The sequence below is a fragment of the Enterococcus florum genome (assembly GCF_004309355.1).
Lineage (GTDB): Bacteria > Bacillota > Bacilli > Lactobacillales > Enterococcaceae > Enterococcus_A > Enterococcus_A florum.
Genome location: NZ_BJCC01000001.1, coordinates 219,406 through 236,311, shown reverse-complemented (window position 1 = coordinate 236,311; position 16,906 = coordinate 219,406). Strand labels below are relative to the sequence as shown.

14 protein-coding genes are annotated in these 16,906 nt (G+C 40.9%); 9 read left to right on the top strand and 5 right to left on the bottom strand.

All coding sequences use genetic code 11. The features are described from left to right. Positions 1-17 precede the first annotated feature (17 nt). Positions 18-1,394, bottom strand: coding sequence for a 23S rRNA (uracil(1939)-C(5))-methyltransferase RlmD (gene rlmD / locus NRIC_RS01220; protein ID WP_146620867.1), 1,377 nt, complete (start codon positions 1,392-1,394; stop codon positions 18-20). A 110-nt stretch (positions 1,395-1,504) separates the two neighbouring features. On the opposite strand from rlmD, the gene recX reads away from it, so the two are divergent. The 3 genes from recX (at position 1,505) to ntdP (ending at position 4,081) form a co-directional block, all read left to right on the top strand. Further along, positions 1,505-2,308: a recombination regulator RecX gene (recX, locus tag NRIC_RS01215; protein WP_146620866.1), complete on the top strand. Its 804-nt coding sequence runs from the start codon at positions 1,505-1,507 to the stop codon at positions 2,306-2,308. After that, on the top strand, positions 2,298-3,452 hold the full coding sequence (mutY, locus tag NRIC_RS01210; protein ID WP_146620865.1) for an A/G-specific adenine glycosylase: 1,155 nt from the start codon (positions 2,298-2,300) through the stop codon (positions 3,450-3,452). Before recX ends, mutY begins: the two co-directional genes overlap by 11 nt. Positions 3,453-3,547: 95 nt before the next feature. Continuing rightward, positions 3,548-4,081 (top strand): nucleoside tri-diphosphate phosphatase, encoded by a 534-nt coding sequence (ntdP, locus tag NRIC_RS01205; RefSeq protein ID WP_146620864.1) that lies wholly within the window; start codon positions 3,548-3,550, stop codon positions 4,079-4,081. A 34-nt stretch (positions 4,082-4,115) separates the two neighbouring features. On the opposite strand, the gene NRIC_RS01200 is transcribed toward ntdP, so the two are convergent. Continuing rightward, positions 4,116-4,550 (bottom strand): GNAT family N-acetyltransferase, encoded by a 435-nt coding sequence (locus tag NRIC_RS01200; RefSeq protein WP_146620863.1) that lies wholly within the window; start codon positions 4,548-4,550, stop codon positions 4,116-4,118. Positions 4,551-4,638: 88 nt separating this feature from the next. Here NRIC_RS01200 and NRIC_RS01195 point away from each other — a divergent pair, with 88 nt between their 5' ends. Both NRIC_RS01195 and NRIC_RS01190 read left to right on the top strand, forming a co-directional pair. After that, entirely contained in the window at positions 4,639-5,763 is a 1,125-nt protein-coding gene (locus NRIC_RS01195) for an AI-2E family transporter (protein WP_146620862.1), read from the top strand. Between the two features lie 168 nt (positions 5,764-5,931). Beyond that, entirely contained in the window at positions 5,932-7,308 is a 1,377-nt protein-coding gene (locus tag NRIC_RS01190) for a hemolysin family protein (protein ID WP_146620861.1), read from the top strand. Positions 7,309-7,364: 56 nt separating this feature from the next. Here NRIC_RS01190 and NRIC_RS01185 read toward each other — a convergent pair whose 3' ends face one another. Further along, positions 7,365-8,768, bottom strand: a complete 1,404-nt coding sequence (locus NRIC_RS01185) for a L,D-transpeptidase family protein (protein WP_175579956.1) — start codon at positions 8,766-8,768, stop codon at positions 7,365-7,367. Positions 8,769-8,987: 219 nt separating this feature from the next. On the opposite strand from NRIC_RS01185, the gene NRIC_RS01180 reads away from it, so the two are divergent. Then, positions 8,988-10,565: a peptide chain release factor 3 gene (locus NRIC_RS01180; RefSeq protein ID WP_146620859.1), complete on the top strand. Its 1,578-nt coding sequence runs from the start codon at positions 8,988-8,990 to the stop codon at positions 10,563-10,565. Between the two features lie 47 nt (positions 10,566-10,612). Here the strand turns inward: NRIC_RS01180 and NRIC_RS01175 are convergent, their stop codons facing one another. Then, entirely contained in the window at positions 10,613-10,915 is a 303-nt protein-coding gene (locus NRIC_RS01175; RefSeq protein ID WP_146620858.1) for a DUF1827 family protein, read from the bottom strand. 121 nt (positions 10,916-11,036) lie between these two features. Next, complete coding sequence (locus NRIC_RS01170; RefSeq protein WP_146620888.1) at positions 11,037-13,262, bottom strand: ATP-dependent Clp protease ATP-binding subunit; 2,226 nt, start codon at positions 13,260-13,262, stop codon at positions 11,037-11,039. A gap of 440 nt (positions 13,263-13,702) precedes the next feature. On the opposite strand from NRIC_RS01170, the gene NRIC_RS01165 reads away from it, so the two are divergent. From NRIC_RS01165 to NRIC_RS01155, 3 genes are all read left to right on the top strand, one after another. Then, on the top strand, positions 13,703-13,969 hold the full coding sequence (locus NRIC_RS01165) for a phosphocarrier protein HPr (RefSeq protein WP_146620857.1): 267 nt from the start codon (positions 13,703-13,705) through the stop codon (positions 13,967-13,969). After that, entirely contained in the window at positions 13,969-15,696 is a 1,728-nt protein-coding gene (ptsP, locus tag NRIC_RS01160; protein WP_146620856.1) for a phosphoenolpyruvate--protein phosphotransferase, read from the top strand. The genes NRIC_RS01165 and ptsP overlap by 1 nt, the downstream gene beginning before the upstream one ends. 158 nt (positions 15,697-15,854) lie before the next feature. Then, a complete protein-coding gene (locus tag NRIC_RS01155; protein ID WP_146620855.1) occupies positions 15,855-16,898 on the top strand; it encodes an LTA glycolipid anchor biosynthesis glycosyltransferase, IagA/BgsA family in 1,044 nt (347 codons plus the stop codon). Positions 16,899-16,906 lie beyond the last annotated feature (8 nt).

Here is a 16,906-nt window from a genome sequence, read left to right as displayed (position 1 = left end):
TTTAAGCCGCTTGTTTTTTATTCTTTTTTTGATAGTTTTACAACCACTTCACATCTTGCGGTTTGAGGAAACATGTCAACTGATTGTAGGTAATCAACCTGATAGATCTTGGATAAAGAGACTAAGTCGCGGGCCAAGGTCGATACATTACAAGAAATATAGACCATTTGCTGGCTGGGCTGCTGGATAATTGTTTGAAGCAATTTGTCATCTAAGCCAGTGCGCGGCGGATCGACGATGATCACATCAGGTGCAAATCCTTCTTTTAGCCATTTAGGCAAAAGCTCCTCAGCAGTACCTTTTTCATAATGAGTATTAGTAATCCCCAATTTTTTAGCGTTTTTCTTTGCGTCCTCAATTGCCTGAGGAATAATGTCCATTCCACGAACCTCTCGTACTTGATTAGCCAGCGAAAGGCCGATCGTTCCAACACCACAATAGGCATCAACTATGGTTTTATCGTTGGTTGCATCCAAGGCTTTGATTGCTTCTTGATATAAAATCTTTGTCTGCGTAGGGTTCAATTGGAAAAAAGCTCTCGGTGACAATTCAAAAGCAACTTGATTGATCTTCTCGCTAATGGAATTTTTGCCCCAGAGGTGAATCGTTTCTTCTCCCATAATCAAAGAGGTCTTTTTATCTTGGATATTTTGCATAATGGAGACAATCTCTGGACAGCGTTGGTGGATCTCGCGTATCAAAGCATTGATCCGCGGGATTTTTTTAGTTCTGGAAATCAAAACTAGTTGAGCCTCATTTGTTTCAATACCAACACGAACCATCAATGTTCGTAAGATCCCGCTATTTTTTCGTTCATTGTATATGGGGATCTCGTATTTTGTTAATAATTGGGACACTGTGTTAACCACCGCTTGGGTGACAGGTTCTTGAACGAAACAATCTGTGATCGGAACCAGCTGGTGTGAGTCGGCTTGGTAAAGACCAGCTTCGACTTTGTTGCTTTTGGGATTTTTTCGCAATTGAAATTGCGCCTTGTTTCGATAATGCCAAGGATTCTCCATGCCAATCGCTTGCTTCAGCTGATAGTGTTTATATCCGTTTGGCCGATATTTTTCCAACGCTTGTCGAAGTAGATCTGTTTTGAAGTCCAGTTGTTTCGCATAAGCAAGATGCTGCAATTGACAGCCGCCACATTCTTCGTAGACCGGACAAGGGGGAATGACTCGATCCGGACTTGCCTGCTTGATTCGAATCATTTCAGCCTCGGCATAACGAGGCGTTGTTTTCGTAATTTTAACAATCACGGTCTCATTAGGAAGCGCACCTTTGACAAAGACGATCAAACGTTTGTAATACGCTAGACCTTCGCCATTGATCCCCAACCGTTTAATTTTTAAGGTCAGAGTTTGATTGAGTTTTAGTTGAACAGTCATTTTCTGCTCCTTTCTGGCTACATTTTAGCATATATTTTTCCCGGCTGCTGTGATCTGTGCTAAAATAAATGGTCGTATCGATTATTAAATGAATCAACAGGAGGACCAATATGATTACTGTAAATAAAGTCAACAAAGGACGCAACGGTCACTACGATATCGAGCTTTCCAATGGCGATCGCTTGATTGTCTCCGAAGATGTATTGGTTCGGTTTCGCTTATTAAAAGGGCAGGAGCTGACGGAGCAGGAGCTTGTTGAGATCAAAGAGGTAGGCAATGAGGATCTGGGCTTTCAATTGGCTTTAAATTATTTGAGTTACCAAATGAGAAGCGAGAAAGAAGTACGAAGCTATTTAAAAGAAAAAGAGATCGAACAAAAAGACCGGACAAAAATCATCGATCGCTTAAAAAAATTAGATTTAGTCAATGATCAAAATTATGCCGAAAGCTATATCCGGACACAAATGCGTTTGGCGGATAAGGGACCCCGAGTCTTGCGTCAAAAGCTGCAGGAGAAGGGGATTTCGGGGGAAACACTCGAGAATGCCTTGGCTTTGTTTGAGGAACAAGCACAATACGAGTTGGCGTCTAAAACAGCAGCCAAAGCTTTGAAAAAATTTCATCATAAGAGTGTGCGGGAAATTCAACAGAAACTGCAGCAGCAATTGATGACTAAGGGGTTTTCAAATGACACGATCAAGCAAGTGATCGCAGACATTGACTTTGAAGAAATCTACCAGCAAGAAGCCGACTCTCTGCAGCTTCAAGGGGAAAAACTTTGGCGTCAGTATCAACGCTTTGACTTGGCGAAGCGTAGTTTAAAGACTAAACAAAACTTATACCAAAAAGGGTATCAGCTGGATGCAATTGATGCATTCATTGCCGAAAAAAAGGAAGAACAAGATGAAGAGTAATCCATGGGAAGACTGGCCCGATGAAAAAATCCAAGCTTTCCAAACGGAGTTTCTAGCCTGGTACAACAAAGAAAAACGAAATTTGCCTTGGCGCTACAATCACGATCCTTATCGAATATGGATTTCTGAAATCATGCTGCAGCAAACGCGTGTGGACACGGTAATCGATTATTTTTATCGATTTATGGAGGAGTTTCCAACCATTGAGGCTTTAGCACTGGCACCTGAAGAAAAATTATTGAAGGCTTGGGAAGGCTTAGGTTATTATTCGCGTGCACGAAATATTCAGGCCGCTGCAAAACAATTATTGGAGAATTATGATGGCAAAATGCCTAAAACGCTCGATGAGATTCGTTCATTAAAGGGGATTGGCCCATACACTGCTGGCGCAATCGGCAGTATTGCCTTCGGTCTTCCGGAACCAGCCATTGACGGAAATGTTATGCGTGTCGTCAGCCGCCTGTTTTGTATCGAAGAGGACATCGCAAAAGCGAGCAGCCGTTCGGTTTTTGATCGAGCGATGCGAACGATCATCAGTTCAAAAAATCCGGGTGATTTTAACCAAGCGATGATGGATTTGGGCTCCAGCATTTGTACGCCAGTGAATCCGCAATGCGAGCAGTGTCCGATCCAAGCTTACTGTATGGCCTACAAAGAACAACGACAAACGGACTTTCCGATCAAAAGCAAAAAGGCCAAGCCAAAGGATGTGTATTATTTGGCAGGAATCATTGAAAATGATCAACATGAATTTTTATTGCAGCAGCGCGATTCGAAAGGCCTGTTAGCCAGTATGTGGCTTTTTCCGCTTGAGGAGGTCTCTAAAGAGCAGTATCAGACACTTTTAGAAAAATACGATCCAGCACAATGGAATCTTTTTTCAGCGGATCAAGTTTCGGAGGAGGCACCGGAAATGTTCACTGATTTTCCGGTCGTTTGGCAGAAAAAGCTATTGGGTGAGATCAGTCACGTGTTCAGTCATCTGCGTTGGCATGTGCTGGTCTTTTATGGCAGGACGCTCAGCGAGTTTGAGGAGCAGGGAAAATGGGTCAAGGAAGCGGATTTCTCCAACTATGTTTTTCCAAAGCCGCAGCAGAAGCTCTTGGCACTCTGGCAAAATAATCGAACAACTGAAAATCATTAGTAGGCAAGCTGGATTTTTATTGCTATAATGTTTCTGATGTCGGTGTAAAAACACCCAAACAAATGCGAGCAATTTTCGCTGAGGGAAGGGTCGCTATGGGAGTTCCAAAAGAAGGAGAGTTTGTGACGATCAAAAGTTACAAACACGACGGCAGTTTGCATCGTACGTGGCGGGATACCATGGTATTAAAAACCAGCGAGTGTTCGATCATTGGGGTCAATGACCATACATTGGTCACAGAATCAGATGGACGACGATGGGTCACTCGTGAGCCAGCAATCGTGTATTTTCATCAGAAATACTGGTTCAATGTAATAGCAATGATTCGAGAGAAAGGAGTTTCCTACTATTGTAATCTGGCTTCGCCTTATTTATTAGACGAAGAGGCGCTGAAGTATATTGATTATGATCTGGATGTCAAAGTTTTTCCGGATGGAGAAAAGCGGCTTTTAGATGTCGATGAATACGAGCTTCACAGCAAGCAAATGCATTATTCTAAAGAAATCGATTATATTTTGAAGGAAAATGTCAAGATTCTCGTTGATTGGATTAACAATGGCAAAGGTCCGTTCTCGCAAGGCTATATTGATATTTGGTATGACCGTTACAAGCAATTGTCGCGGAAGTAAGAAAAAAACTGCTGATTTTGCGATCAGCAGTTTTTTAAAGCTCTTTTTTCATCTCGATATGCTCGATACCGGCTTCCTGATACACTTCTCCGAAGGGCTCATAACCTAATTTTTCATAAAAGCCTCGGGCGGTCAGCTGCGCCCCTAGTTTGATACGTTTGAAATTTTGCTGTTTGGCAAACCATTCGGCTTCTTTGATAATCGCCTCTCCCAAATGCTTTCCGCGAAATGGACTGAGGACAGCCATACGCTGCAATTTCATTTCTTGATCATTTAATGGCAGCAGTCGAACGGTAGCTGCTGGCTGGTGATCATTGAGGTATAAAACAAAATGGATACTGTATGCTTCATTTTTATCGATCTCAATGTTTAAAGGAACCTGCTGTTCTTCAATGAAGACGCTGTTGCGAATCCGCAGTGCATCCAAGTAAATATCACTCATGGTGTCTTTAGTAATTAAAATTTTCATAGGGTTGCTCCTTTCAAGAAGTTCATTTTCCTAACCCTTTCCTGACTGTTGTATACTATATACCAAAATGAATAAAAGAGGTAGACAAATGTTTGAAAAACTAAAAAATTCAAAATTGATGTTCTGGTCATTGGAACTGTTGATTTTGGCTACGTTGATCTTCGTTTCCTCCAAGATCGACTTTATTTTTCAACCAATCGGAACGTTTTTTACAACACTGTTTGCACCAGTGCTGATTGCTGGATTTCTTTATTATTTGCTAAATCCTTTGGTCCGATTATTAACAAAATTAGGTTTAAAACGAATCGTAGCGATTGCGTTGATTTTCCTGCTTTTGATTCTTATGATCGTCTTGATCGTATTGAGTATTATTCCTAATCTTATACAGCAGATCGCATCGTTAGCCAGCAGCATTCCTGATTTTGTGATCAATATGCAGGAATGGTTGAAGGAAGCGACAGAGCAGGCGACGCGGATTCCATTGTTTCATGAATTGAATCTTGATCAGTACATTAACAATTTGGATGTATCCGCAGGAGTGATTTTACAGCAATTCCTAGGAGGCGTCACAAACAGCCTAAGTTCATTAATCGGTAAGGTGACGACGATCGCCATCCTGTTAGTGACTGTGCCATTTATCTTATTCTATATGTTGAAGGATGGCGAGAAGCTTGGGCCCAATATTGAACGTTTATTTCCGGCCAAACAGCAAAAGAATATTGATGGGTTATTGGGACAATTGAATAAAACGTTATCTGATTACATTAGCGGACAAGCGATTGAATGTCTATTTGTTGGAACATTTACTTTTCTAGGCTATTTAATCATTGGCGTTGATTACGCCTTCCTTTTTGGTGTGATTGCTGGGTTAACCAATTTGATTCCTTATCTTGGCCCTTATTTAGGGCTTGCTCCTGCTTTGATTTATAGTTTCTTTGATAGTCCGTTTAAGGCTTTATTGTGTATTGTAGTGGTGGTTATCGTTCAACAGATCGACGGAAATGTCATCTATCCGAATGTGATTGGAAAATCCTTGAACATTCATCCATTAACAATTATTTTGATCTTGCTCGTGGCGGGCAACTTAGCAGGAATCTTAGGTGTCTTTTTAGGTGTGCCGGTCTATGCGATCCTCAGAACAATTGTGACATTCATAATTCGAATAGTGCAGGAGGGCAAACAAGAAGAACGGGAACACGAATTCTTAAATTAGCTGAACACTTATGGAAATGATTGCATAAAAATTAGTGATGTGATACGATTTCAATGTGGCCTAGTGCCACTTTTTTTAGAGCTCAAAATGCTGCTGCTTCGATTTGAGCTGAGAAGAAAACGGAATATTTTAAAAAGGATAAAAGATGAATAAGGAGAGAATGCAATTATGAATGCTGACCCCGATAGTCAGTCGCTGGTCATACAATTGTTGTTATTGGTTGTTTTGACCTTGATCAACGGATTTCTTGCTGCGGCAGAAATCGCTGTTGTATCTGTTAATAAAAATCGTGTTGAACAAAAGGCAGAGGAAGGAAATGTCAAGTCTCAGAAATTGTTGCGGATTATTCAGCAACCTAACAACTTCCTGTCTACGATTCAAGTGGGGATTACCCTTGTCAATATTTTATCTGGGGCTTCCTTAGCGGACAGTCTTTCTACGCGTCTAGCACCTGTTTTAGGCGGGACTGCTGCTGCTAGAACGATTGCCAATGTGTTGATCATGCTTTTATTGACCTATGTCTCAATCGTATTTGGAGAATTGTATCCAAAACGTATTGCTATGACAAGAACAGAAACGGTTGCTCAGGCTACATCTGGGATTGTACAAAAACTTGGGATCATCACCAAACCATTCGTTTGGTTGCTGACGGCTTCAACGAATCTATTGGCTAAGATCACGCCGATGAAATTTGACGATGAAGACACCAAAATGACGCGAGACGAGATGCGTTATATGCTGGAGACCGAGGGTGTATTGGATAATGAAGAGATCGAAATGCTTCAGGGTGTTTTTTCATTGGATACCAAGGTTGCCAGAGAAGTAATGGTTCCTCGTACAGATTCATTCATGGTAGACATCAACGATCCGATCATCGAAATCATCGACGAAATTTTAAGCGAAAGCTATTCTAGGATTCCTGTGTATGACGAAGACAAAGATAAAGTTATCGGCGTCGTCCATACGAAAAACTTATTAAGTGCTGCACGCAAACATGGCTTTGAAAACATCGATCTGCAAAAAATTATTCAGGAACCCCTCTTTGTTCCTGAGACGATTTTTATCGATGATTTATTATATGAATTGAAAAAGACGCAAAACCAAATGTCGATCTTGTTAGACGAATACGGTGGAATGGTCGGGTTGGTTACCTTGGAAGACTTGCTGGAAGAGATCGTTGGTGAGATCGACGATGAATCTGATGAAATCGAAAAGCTGTATGAAAAGGTCGCAGAAAATGAATACTTGGTCAGCGGAAAAATGTTGATTGATGAGTTTAACGAAGAATTTGGATTGAATTTGCACATGAGCGATGTCGATACTATGGCTGGATATTTGATCACTGCTTTGGGAACAATCCCGGATGAAGGTGAGAAGCTGTCTTTTGATGTGGATGATTTGACGTTGATATCAGAGGAGATGGAGGGTTCCCGAGTATTAACGATTCGTGCGATTTTTCATCCCGAAGAACATGAAAATGCAGAGCCCGAAGAAGAGCGCCGCATGTTCACCAAAGATTTTGAGGACGATGAGCCTCGCAGATAAATAATGGAATCAAAGAGCCTCGCACTGGACGAAAACCAGTGCGAGGCTTTTTGAAATCAATCAATCACTGTTCCGTGGTCGACCGGCTTATCAAACTCGCCCGGAGCATCATCGTAGATATCTCCATATACGAAAACAGGCATTCCGATATAACTGTGCTGAAAGATTTTTGCGACTTGTTTTCCTGGAGTATTCACACAACCATAGCTGCCAAATCCTTTTCGATACGCCTCTTTGTCTCCGAAAGCCTCTAATTTATGATCGGTATCATGAATGCCGATCTCAGTAATGGTTTGTCCGTGACTCAAAAAGGGCATCCAATAACCGACCGGTACACTATAACTGCCATCACCAGAAATTAACTCTCCGCTTAAAGACACGTCTTTTTGTTTGTCCATAATGGTATGAAAGCCTGGGACAGTAGCAGTGTGCTTATTGTACTGCCCAGTAATAATATCAGTCGAAACGAGGCGCTTTCCTTCACGAAAACAATACATTCGCTGTTGGTTCAAATCGACTTCGATATAATCCTTAGTCACGTTTAGTGGTTGTTTTTTGGGATCACCCTGTATGACCAGTGAAATGTTTTTTTGACTGGTGTCATTGAGTTTCTTAGCAAGTCTTTTTGCCGAAGCTTGGATATCGACGAACCAGCCATAATTCCCAATATTTTTGAATTGACGTTTTTCTCCATGAATCGTTTTAAATCGAACATTTTGATAAATCGTTGAATAGGTTCGTTCCAATTCACTTATCCAAGGAACAAGAAGCTCTGGTTGAAAATATCCCTCTTGATCAACTGAAGAAAACAGCTGCTGGTTTGTCAGTGTGATTTTCTTGTTTGGCAGTGTAACAATTGTTTTCCCAAGTCGCTGGTTTAATTGTTTTTGTTTTTCCTGCAACTGCTTTTTTGTTCGATCGTGGGAGACATAAAAGTCGCTAAGCGGATAAGTCTTCTTCAATGTGTCATTTTCTAGGTCAGCGATTAGTTGATCAAGCAATTTTTTTCGATCAATTGTTGTTCCTAGTTTTTCTGGGATGATCACAAATTTCTTCTCATTGTGTGAGATCACTGCATTTTCATTTTCCTTTTCATCTGGGAAAGAAAAGTGATTGATTTTCTGTTGCAGAACTTTTGGGGTATCCCTTTTCAATGGCAAAAGAATTTTTCGATGCTTTAACTGATCTGCTAAATGCTCCTTTGAAATAGTATATGGACTATCCAATAGAAGATCCTCACGGAAATCATCGGCAACTAAAGTAATCGACACTCGCTGAAATTTGGTTGTTAGGTTTTTATGGGCTTTCTCAACAGACAATTGACCGATCGAAGTGTGATTAGCTTTGGTTCCTGGTAAGAAGTGTGAATGGTAAAAAAAGATGCTGAAAATGAACAGCGCGGCCAAACAAGCACTAACAAAAAGCAGCAAGCGTTGATGAAGCAAGATCAATTTTTTCAATGGGGAAGAACCTACTTTCTGTTTCATAAAAAAAATAATAGAAATCATAAAGAAAAATATGTAATGAAATTGTAACACAAAAGTTTTTTTTGTAAACATTTTTTATGAAAAAAATTTGTGATTTTATTTAGGAGATAAAAATAGGATGTTTCAGCTTTCCTATCGCTTACCATCCATGCTATACTGATTTGGTTGAAATTTGTTTGAGGAGAAAGAAAAATGAACAATCCAAAATTGAAAGAACAAGTTGATAGTCGCCGTACCTTTGCGATCATTTCCCATCCCGATGCCGGGAAAACGACGATTACAGAACAACTGCTTTTATTCGGTGGAGCTATCAGACAGGCCGGAACTGTAAAAGGGAAGAAAACAGGAAACTTTGCTAAATCGGACTGGATGGAAATTGAAAAGCAGCGGGGGATCTCCGTCACCAGTTCTGTTATGCAATTTGATTATGAAGGCAAACGAGTTAATATTTTAGATACCCCTGGACACGAAGATTTTTCGGAGGACACGTATCGTACGTTAATGGCGGTAGACAGCGCAGTCATGGTGATCGATAGCGCAAAAGGGATCGAAGCACAAACGAAGAAACTATTTCAGGTCGTTAAACGTCGAGGTATTCCAATTTTCACCTTTATTAATAAATTAGATCGGGATGGTCGTGAACCATTGGATTTGCTTGAGGAGCTGGAAGAGCTGTTAGATATCGAATCGTATCCGATGAACTGGCCGATCGGTATGGGTAAAGGATTGGAAGGCTTATACGACATTCACCATCAGCGTATCGAGTTTTATCGGCCAGAAGAGTATGGAGATCAGCGCTTTGCCGCTTTAACTGACGGGGAGCTGCCAGCGGATCACCCGCTTACCAAAAATTCGATTTATCAGGATGTTCTAGGGGAAGTAGAGCTAGTACAAGAAGCAGGAGATCAGTTTGATCTGGAGAAAATTGCTCGCGGCGACCAAACACCCGTCTTTTTCGGTTCTGCTTTGACGAATTTTGGGGTCCAAACCTTTTTAGAGACTTTTGTAACGATTGCACCTAAGCCGCATGCACATAAAACAGAAGACGGGGAAGAAGTTTCTCCTTATGAGGAAGAGTTTTCCGGATTTGTTTTTAAGATTCAAGCCAATATGAACCCTAATCATCGAGACCGAATTGCCTTTGTTCGAATCTGTTCAGGGACTTTTGAACGTGGGATGGATGTTCAGTTGAACCGAACGGACAAAAAAATGAAGCTCAGCAACGTGACGCAGTTTATGGCCGATGCGCGTGAGAACATTCAGGAGGCTGTTGCAGGCGATATTATTGGAATCTATGATACTGGGAATTATCAAATTGGGGATACGTTGTACGAGGGCAAGTTGAAAGTTGCTTACGAAGAACTGCCTTCATTTACACCAGAACTTTTTATGAAAGTGACAGCTAAAAATGTCATGAAGCAAAAGTCTTTCCATAAAGGCATTTATCAGCTCGTGCAAGAGGGTGCGATCCAGCTGTACAAAACGTATTTGACAGATGAATACATTATTGGTGCGGTAGGGCAGCTGCAGTTCGAAGTGTTCCAGTACCGTATGCAAAATGAGTATAATTCAGAGGTAGTTATGACACCAATGGGCAGCAAGATCGCGCGTTGGATCGACCCTGAGGACTTAGATGAGCGGATGAGCTCAAGCCGAAATATTTTGGCGAAGGATCGGTTCGATCAACCATTATTTTTATTTGAAAATCAATTTGCAATGCGCTGGTTTGCTGACAAATATCCGAATGTAGAATTGAAAAGTTTGATGTAAGCCAAAAGAGACTGCGGGAGTTATTTCTCTTCCCACAGTCTCTTTTTTTACTTGTCTTTTTTCTGGATGGAAATCTCTACCAGACCAGGGGCCTCGATGTAGGAGAGATTTTCAAAATCATAATCATCACTATGAAGCTTGCGTTTAAAGTATTTATGTATAAAATCAATTTCTTTTTGTTGGATGTTGCGTTTATCATTTTTGATGACAATCTCAGCATGCTTGTAGGCATCTGTGAAAATGACAGTTGTATTCCCGATGGAGTAGACTTTGATCATGTTGGCATCTGTATTTTCCAATTGGCTGTATACTAACCGAGAGTGACTATTGGTTACGTTTATCAGTTTCATAAAAAACACCCCTTTCAATATACGATATTACATCTCAATGATAATTATATAAAAAAAATCACAAAAAATGAAGAATAATGGTTTAAAAAAGCTGAGATGTTTTTTCATCTCAGCTAATCGTTTACTCTTTCGTGTTTTCCTTTACCAAGCGCTCAGGTTTAGAAGTAATCACGATTGTTCCTTCTTTATCTAATTTTGCTTTTAAATCATGGATCGACGGATGATCTAAATAGAATTCAGCGATGCCATCCTCGATATTTTCTTGGATCGTCCGACGCAACGGGCGAGCCCCCATGGAAGGATCGAAACCAAGATCCACCAGTTTTTCTTTGACATTGTCAGGTACATCAACATGCAGCTTCTGATCTGCCAGCATATTGTTTACATCATCGATCATCAACGAAACGATTTCCATCAGGCCTTCCTTGGTCAATGCTTTGAATTCAACGATGCCGTCGAAACGGTTTAAGAATTCGGGTGCAAAGAAATCTTTTAATTGACCCAGAACCGAGCGAGTCGTTCCTTCACGTGCAGCACCAAAACCAACATTGGCTTCGATTTTACCAGTTCCAGCATTGCTGGTCATGATGATCAGGGTATCTTTAAAGCTGACCGTTCGACCTTGTGCATCTGTTAGGCGACCGTCATCAAGTATTTGCAGGAACATGTGGAGCACATCAGGATGAGCCTTTTCGATTTCGTCAAGCAAAATCAGACTGTATGGATTTCGACGAACTTTTTCCGTTAATTGCCCTGCTTCCTCGTAACCGACATAACCTGGAGGAGAACCGATCAATTTAGAGACACTGTGTTTTTCCATGTATTCAGACATGTCAAAACGAATCATTGAATCTGGTGAACCAAACATTTCATAGGCCAATTGTTTGGCTAATTCCGTTTTTCCAACACCTGTTGGACCTACGAATAAGAAAGAACCGATTGGACGATTTTTCTTATTCAAACCGACCCGATTTCGACGAATCGCTTTAGCCACTTTGTCGACAGCTTCATCTTGTCCGATTACATGCTTCTTCAAGTCATCAGCAAGATTTTTTAATTGCGTTTGTTCTTTTTCCTTCAGTTCACCAACGGGGATCCCCGTGCGATCTGCAACGATTGATTCCATGTCTTTTTCTGTGATGACAGGTGTTTCCTCATCACTCAATTGACGTTCCTTCATGCGTTGCAATTTGTTTATTTGATCACGGTAATAAGCAGCCTTTTCAAAATCCTCTTCTTTCGAAGCAAGTTGTTTTTGTTCTTCGGCCTCTGTCAATTTTCGTTCAATCGTTTTAGGATCGACGATTTGGATCGTTAGGTTCTTTTTAGACCCTGTTTCATCCAACAGATCGATAGCCTTATCGGGTAAAAATCGATCTTGGATATAGCGGTTGGAAAGCTCTGCTGCCGCTTTGATGGCTTCTTCAGTATATTTCACGTGATGGTAATCTTCGTAACGTGGCTGAAGACCCTTTAAGATCTCGATGGTTTCCTCCACACTTGGCTGATCGACTCTAACTGGCTGCATGCGACGTTCGAGTGCAGCATCCTTTTCAATGATTCGATACTCGTTTAGCGTCGTTGCACCAACCATCTGAAGTTCTCCTCGTGCTAATGCGGGCTTCAAAATATTTCCAGCGTCCATATTTCCATCGCCAGCAGCGCCAGCACCGACTAATTCGTGAACTTCATCGATAAACAGAATAATATTTTCAGCTGAACGTATTTCCTCAACTAACTTTTGCATTCGTTCTTCGAATTGGCCGCGAATCCCCGTTCCTTGAACCAAGGAGGCTACATCTAGACGGATGACTTCTTTTTCCATTAATTTTTGCGGAACATCTCCGTTGACAATTTTTTGTGCCAAGCCTTCAACGACGGCTGTTTTACCGACTCCAGGTTCTCCGATCAGTACGGGATTATTTTTTGTTCTGCGATTTAAAATTTCAATGACACGCTGAATTTCTTCATCTCGTCCGACGACTGGATCGATGTTTCCTTCACGTGCTTGTTTTGTTATATTGATGCCGAACTCGTCAAGCAGTCCGCCTCCGGCATTCCCGCGAGGGGGTTGGCCGTTAAAATTGTTTCCACCGCCAAATTGGGTAGGCGGAATTTGTTCTGGACCGCCTTGACGCTGCATTTGTTGCGACATGGAACGGAATAAATCATCCAGACTGCCGAATCCAAATGGATCATTACTTGCCATTCGCGGAGCACCTCCATTTGCTTGATTTTTCAATTTCTGATAGCAACTTTGACAATAGTCCAATTGTTTTCTCTGACCATTCACATTTGCATATAAATGGATTGTTGCCTCATTTTGCTGGCAATTTTGGCAAAGCATTGCATTCACCCTTTCACCTTTTTTTCTATTGTACATCTTCAAATAGACTTTCGTAAAAAGATACGCAGGTCAAAACTTTGACGTTCTCTGACCTTAACTAATATTATACGTGGTTTTGGAATAAAATCAAGCAAATGGATTCAATTTTTAGCACTCATCGTCTGCGAGTGCTAACAGGAACCTTTTTTCAATAAAAAGATTAAAAAAAGAATAAATCTGTTATGTAACGATAAATGAAAACGCAGGATACCTTGATTCTTTTTTGAAGATAGCTCTATTTTAAGAAAGGGCATACATTTTATAGAAATAATTCACCTAAAATTGTTGTAACAAAAACCAAAAAATGGTAATCTTTAGGAATGAAGGACTTGAGATGATAAGGTTTATCGCTTGGGTTCTAGCATAAAAAATATTTTCTTGTACAAAGGAGAACGGTCAATATGGAAAAAAAAGATTTTCACGTAGTAGCAGAAACAGGGATTCATGCACGTCCAGCAACACTTTTAGTGCAAACTGCAAGCAAATTTAACTCTGACATCAACTTAGAGTATAAAGGAAAATCAGTTAACCTTAAATCAATCATGGGAGTAATGTCTCTAGGTGTTGGCCAAGGTTCTGATGTAACGATTTCTGCAGATGGTGCAGACGAAAAAGAAGCGATGGAAGCAATCGTTGAAACTATGAAGAAAGAAGGACTATCTGAATAATGGTTGAAATGCTAAAAGGTATTGCCGCTAGCGACGGAGTTGCCGTTGCGAAAGCTTACTTGCTAGTACAACCGGATTTGTCTTTCCAAAAGAAAACTGTCGAAGATACAGCTGCTGAAGAAAAACGTCTTGATGACGCTTTAGCAGCCTCTTCTTCAGAGCTTGAAAAAATTCGGGATAAAGCTGCAAAAAGCTTAGGTGAAGAAGAAGCACAAGTATTTGATGCACATTTAATGGTTTTGTCTGACCCAGAAATGATCGGTCAAATCAAAACACATATTCAAGATAACAAAGTCAATGCTGAATCAGCATTGAAAGAAGTCACTGATATGTACATCGGTATGTTCGAGGCAATGGAAGATAACGCTTACATGCAAGAGCGGGCTGCTGATATTCGTGACGTGACTAAACGTGTAATGGCGCATTTGTTAAATGTGAAATTGCCAAATCCATCGATGATTGATGAAGAAGTTGTCGTTGTTGCCCATGATTTAACACCAAGCGACACCGCACAATTGGATAAAAACTTCGTGAAGGCTTTCGTTACGGATATCGGCGGACGTACATCACACTCTGCAATCATGGCGCGTTCCTTGGAGATTCCTGCGATCGTAGGAACGATGGAAATCACTTCTAAAGTAAACGAAGGCGATATGCTGGCTGTTAATGGAATCATTGGGGAAGTGATCGTTAACCCAACCGATGACCAAGCGGCAGAATTTGTGAAGGCTGGTGAAGCTTACGCTGCTCAAAAAGCAGAGTGGGAAAAACTGAAGGATGCTGAAACAGTGACTGCAGATGGCAAGCATTTTGAGTTAGCAGCTAATATCGGTACTCCGAAAGATTTAGAAGGCGTACACAACAATGGTGCTGAAGCAATCGGATTATACCGTACAGAGTTTTTATACATGGATGCACCTGATTTCCCTTCGGAAGAAGATCAATTTGAAGCATATAAGGCAGTACTTGAAGGCATGGGCGAGCATCCTGTTGTTGTTCGTACGATGGATATCGGCGGCGACAAAGAACTTCCTTACTTGCAATTGCCTCATGAAATGAATCCTTTCTTAGGTTATAGAGCGTTGCGTATCAGCTTGTCAGAATTAGGTGACCAAATGTTCCGCACGCAGTTACGTGCGTTGTTGCGCGCATCTGCGTACGGGAATCTGCGCATCATGTTCCCGATGGTAGCAACGTTGAAAGAATTCCGTGCAGCTAAACAGATGTACAATGAAGAGCGCGAAAAGCTTGTTAACGAAGGTGTCAAGGTTTCCGACACGATCCAAGTAGGGATCATGATCGAAATTCCAGCAGCAGCAGTGTTGGCAGATAAATTCGCTAAAGAAGTTGACTTTTTCAGTATTGGAACCAATGATTTGATCCAATATACAATGGCAGCTGACCGCATGAACGAACGGGTATCTTATTTGTATCAACCGTATAACCCATCGATCTTACGTCTGATCAAAAATGTTATCGATGCAGCACATGCAGAAGGCAAATGGGCTGGAATGTGCGGTGAGATGGCCGGCGATCAAACAGCTGTGCCAATTTTAATGGGTATGGGACTAGACGAATTCTCAATGAGTGCTACTTCTATCTTGAAGACACGTAGTTTGATGAAACGTCTGACCACTACTGAGATGGCTGAATTAGCTGACAAAGCATTAAACGACTGCGATACAATGGAAGAGGTTGTAGCGTTGGTTGAACAATATGTAAAATAAGTGTTCCTAAACACCGTCTGTTGATAACAGACGGTGTTTTTTCAATTTTGTCTACAAAAAGGAGAGTTGTCATTTGCAAAATTAAGACTTTCGTTCGATAAAAAAACAAACCGCCTATGGTATAATGAATGTGCTGTTTAGAGAGGTGGGGTATCGAAATGAAGATATTGCTGTATTTTGAAGGACAGTCCGTTATTGGCAGATCTGGAATTGGCCGTGCCTTGGAGCATCAAAAGCGAGCACTGGCTTCTGTCGGAATCAAATTCACTTTAGACCCTAACGACGAAGATTATGATATTTTGCACATTAATACTTATGGTCCAAGAAGCATTTCATTGATTCATCGAGCAAAGCGTCTAGGAAAAAAAATTATTTACCATGCCCATTCAACGGAAGAAGATTTTCGAAACTCCTTTATTGGTTCGAATCAGGCTGCACCATTTGTCAAAAAATGGTTAGTCTATCTCTATTCGAAAGGGGATCATCTGATAACGCCGACTCCATACTCGAAAAAATTGTTGGAGGGGTATGGTTTAAATCAGCCCATTGCTGCGATTTCTAATGGCATCGATTTAAAACGCTATTATCCAGATTCAAAGAAAGAACAGAAATTTCGTGAGTATTTCTCTTTAACAAGGAATCAAAAGGTAATTATCAGTGTCGGTCTGTTTTTTGAGCGAAAAGGTCTGATTGACTTTGTTACGATCGCCAAAAAACTACCAGAGTACACCTTTATTTGGTTTGGTGATGTCCCGATGTTTTCAGTCCCGCCTAAAATTCGAAAAATTGTAAAATATGACCATCCAAAAAATGTAATATTCCCAGGCTATATTGACGGGGATGTGATCGAAGGGGCATACTCAGGAGCTGATTTATTTTTCTTTCCTTCCTATGAGGAGACAGAAGGCATCGTTGTTCTAGAAGCGCTGGCAAGTCAACAACAAGTTTTGTTGAGAGATATTCCTGTGTACCACCAATGGATGGAGAATCAAAAAAATTGTTACATGGGTAATTCGATCGAGGACTTCTGTCTGTGGATTTCCAAAATAGTCGAGCAAGAAGTCCCTGATTTGACCAGAAATGGATTTCGAACTGCGCAAAGTAAAAGCATCATGGAAATTGGCCGTGAGTTGAAGGCTGTCTATCAGAAAGTATTAGGCGAAACCTTTGATACGGCGATTTATCAAAGAGTCATTAAATAGTTTGGAGG

What these genes read in the sequence shown, in the direction of transcription:
- rlmD (WP_146620867.1), bottom strand. Translation starts at nt 1,394, where the DNA reads ATGACTGTTCAACTAAAACTCAATCAAACTCTGACCTTAAAAATTAAA.
- ptsP (WP_146620856.1), top strand. Translation starts at nt 13,969, where the DNA reads ATGGTTGAAATGCTAAAAGGTATTGCCGCTAGCGACGGAGTTGCCGTT.
- ntdP (WP_146620864.1), top strand. Translation starts at nt 3,548, where the DNA reads ATGGGAGTTCCAAAAGAAGGAGAGTTTGTGACGATCAAAAGTTACAAA.
- NRIC_RS01200 (WP_146620863.1), bottom strand. Translation starts at nt 4,550, where the DNA reads ATGAAAATTTTAATTACTAAAGACACCATGAGTGATATTTACTTGGAT.
- NRIC_RS01165 (WP_146620857.1), top strand. Translation starts at nt 13,703, where the DNA reads ATGGAAAAAAAAGATTTTCACGTAGTAGCAGAAACAGGGATTCATGCA.
- NRIC_RS01170 (WP_146620888.1), bottom strand. Translation starts at nt 13,262, where the DNA reads ATGCTTTGCCAAAATTGCCAGCAAAATGAGGCAACAATCCATTTATAT.
- NRIC_RS01190 (WP_146620861.1), top strand. Translation starts at nt 5,932, where the DNA reads ATGAATGCTGACCCCGATAGTCAGTCGCTGGTCATACAATTGTTGTTA.
- NRIC_RS01195 (WP_146620862.1), top strand. Translation starts at nt 4,639, where the DNA reads ATGTTTGAAAAACTAAAAAATTCAAAATTGATGTTCTGGTCATTGGAA.
- NRIC_RS01180 (WP_146620859.1), top strand. Translation starts at nt 8,988, where the DNA reads ATGAACAATCCAAAATTGAAAGAACAAGTTGATAGTCGCCGTACCTTT.
- NRIC_RS01175 (WP_146620858.1), bottom strand. Translation starts at nt 10,915, where the DNA reads ATGAAACTGATAAACGTAACCAATAGTCACTCTCGGTTAGTATACAGC.
- NRIC_RS01155 (WP_146620855.1), top strand. Translation starts at nt 15,855, where the DNA reads ATGAAGATATTGCTGTATTTTGAAGGACAGTCCGTTATTGGCAGATCT.
- mutY (WP_146620865.1), top strand. Translation starts at nt 2,298, where the DNA reads ATGAAGAGTAATCCATGGGAAGACTGGCCCGATGAAAAAATCCAAGCT.
- recX (WP_146620866.1), top strand. Translation starts at nt 1,505, where the DNA reads ATGATTACTGTAAATAAAGTCAACAAAGGACGCAACGGTCACTACGAT.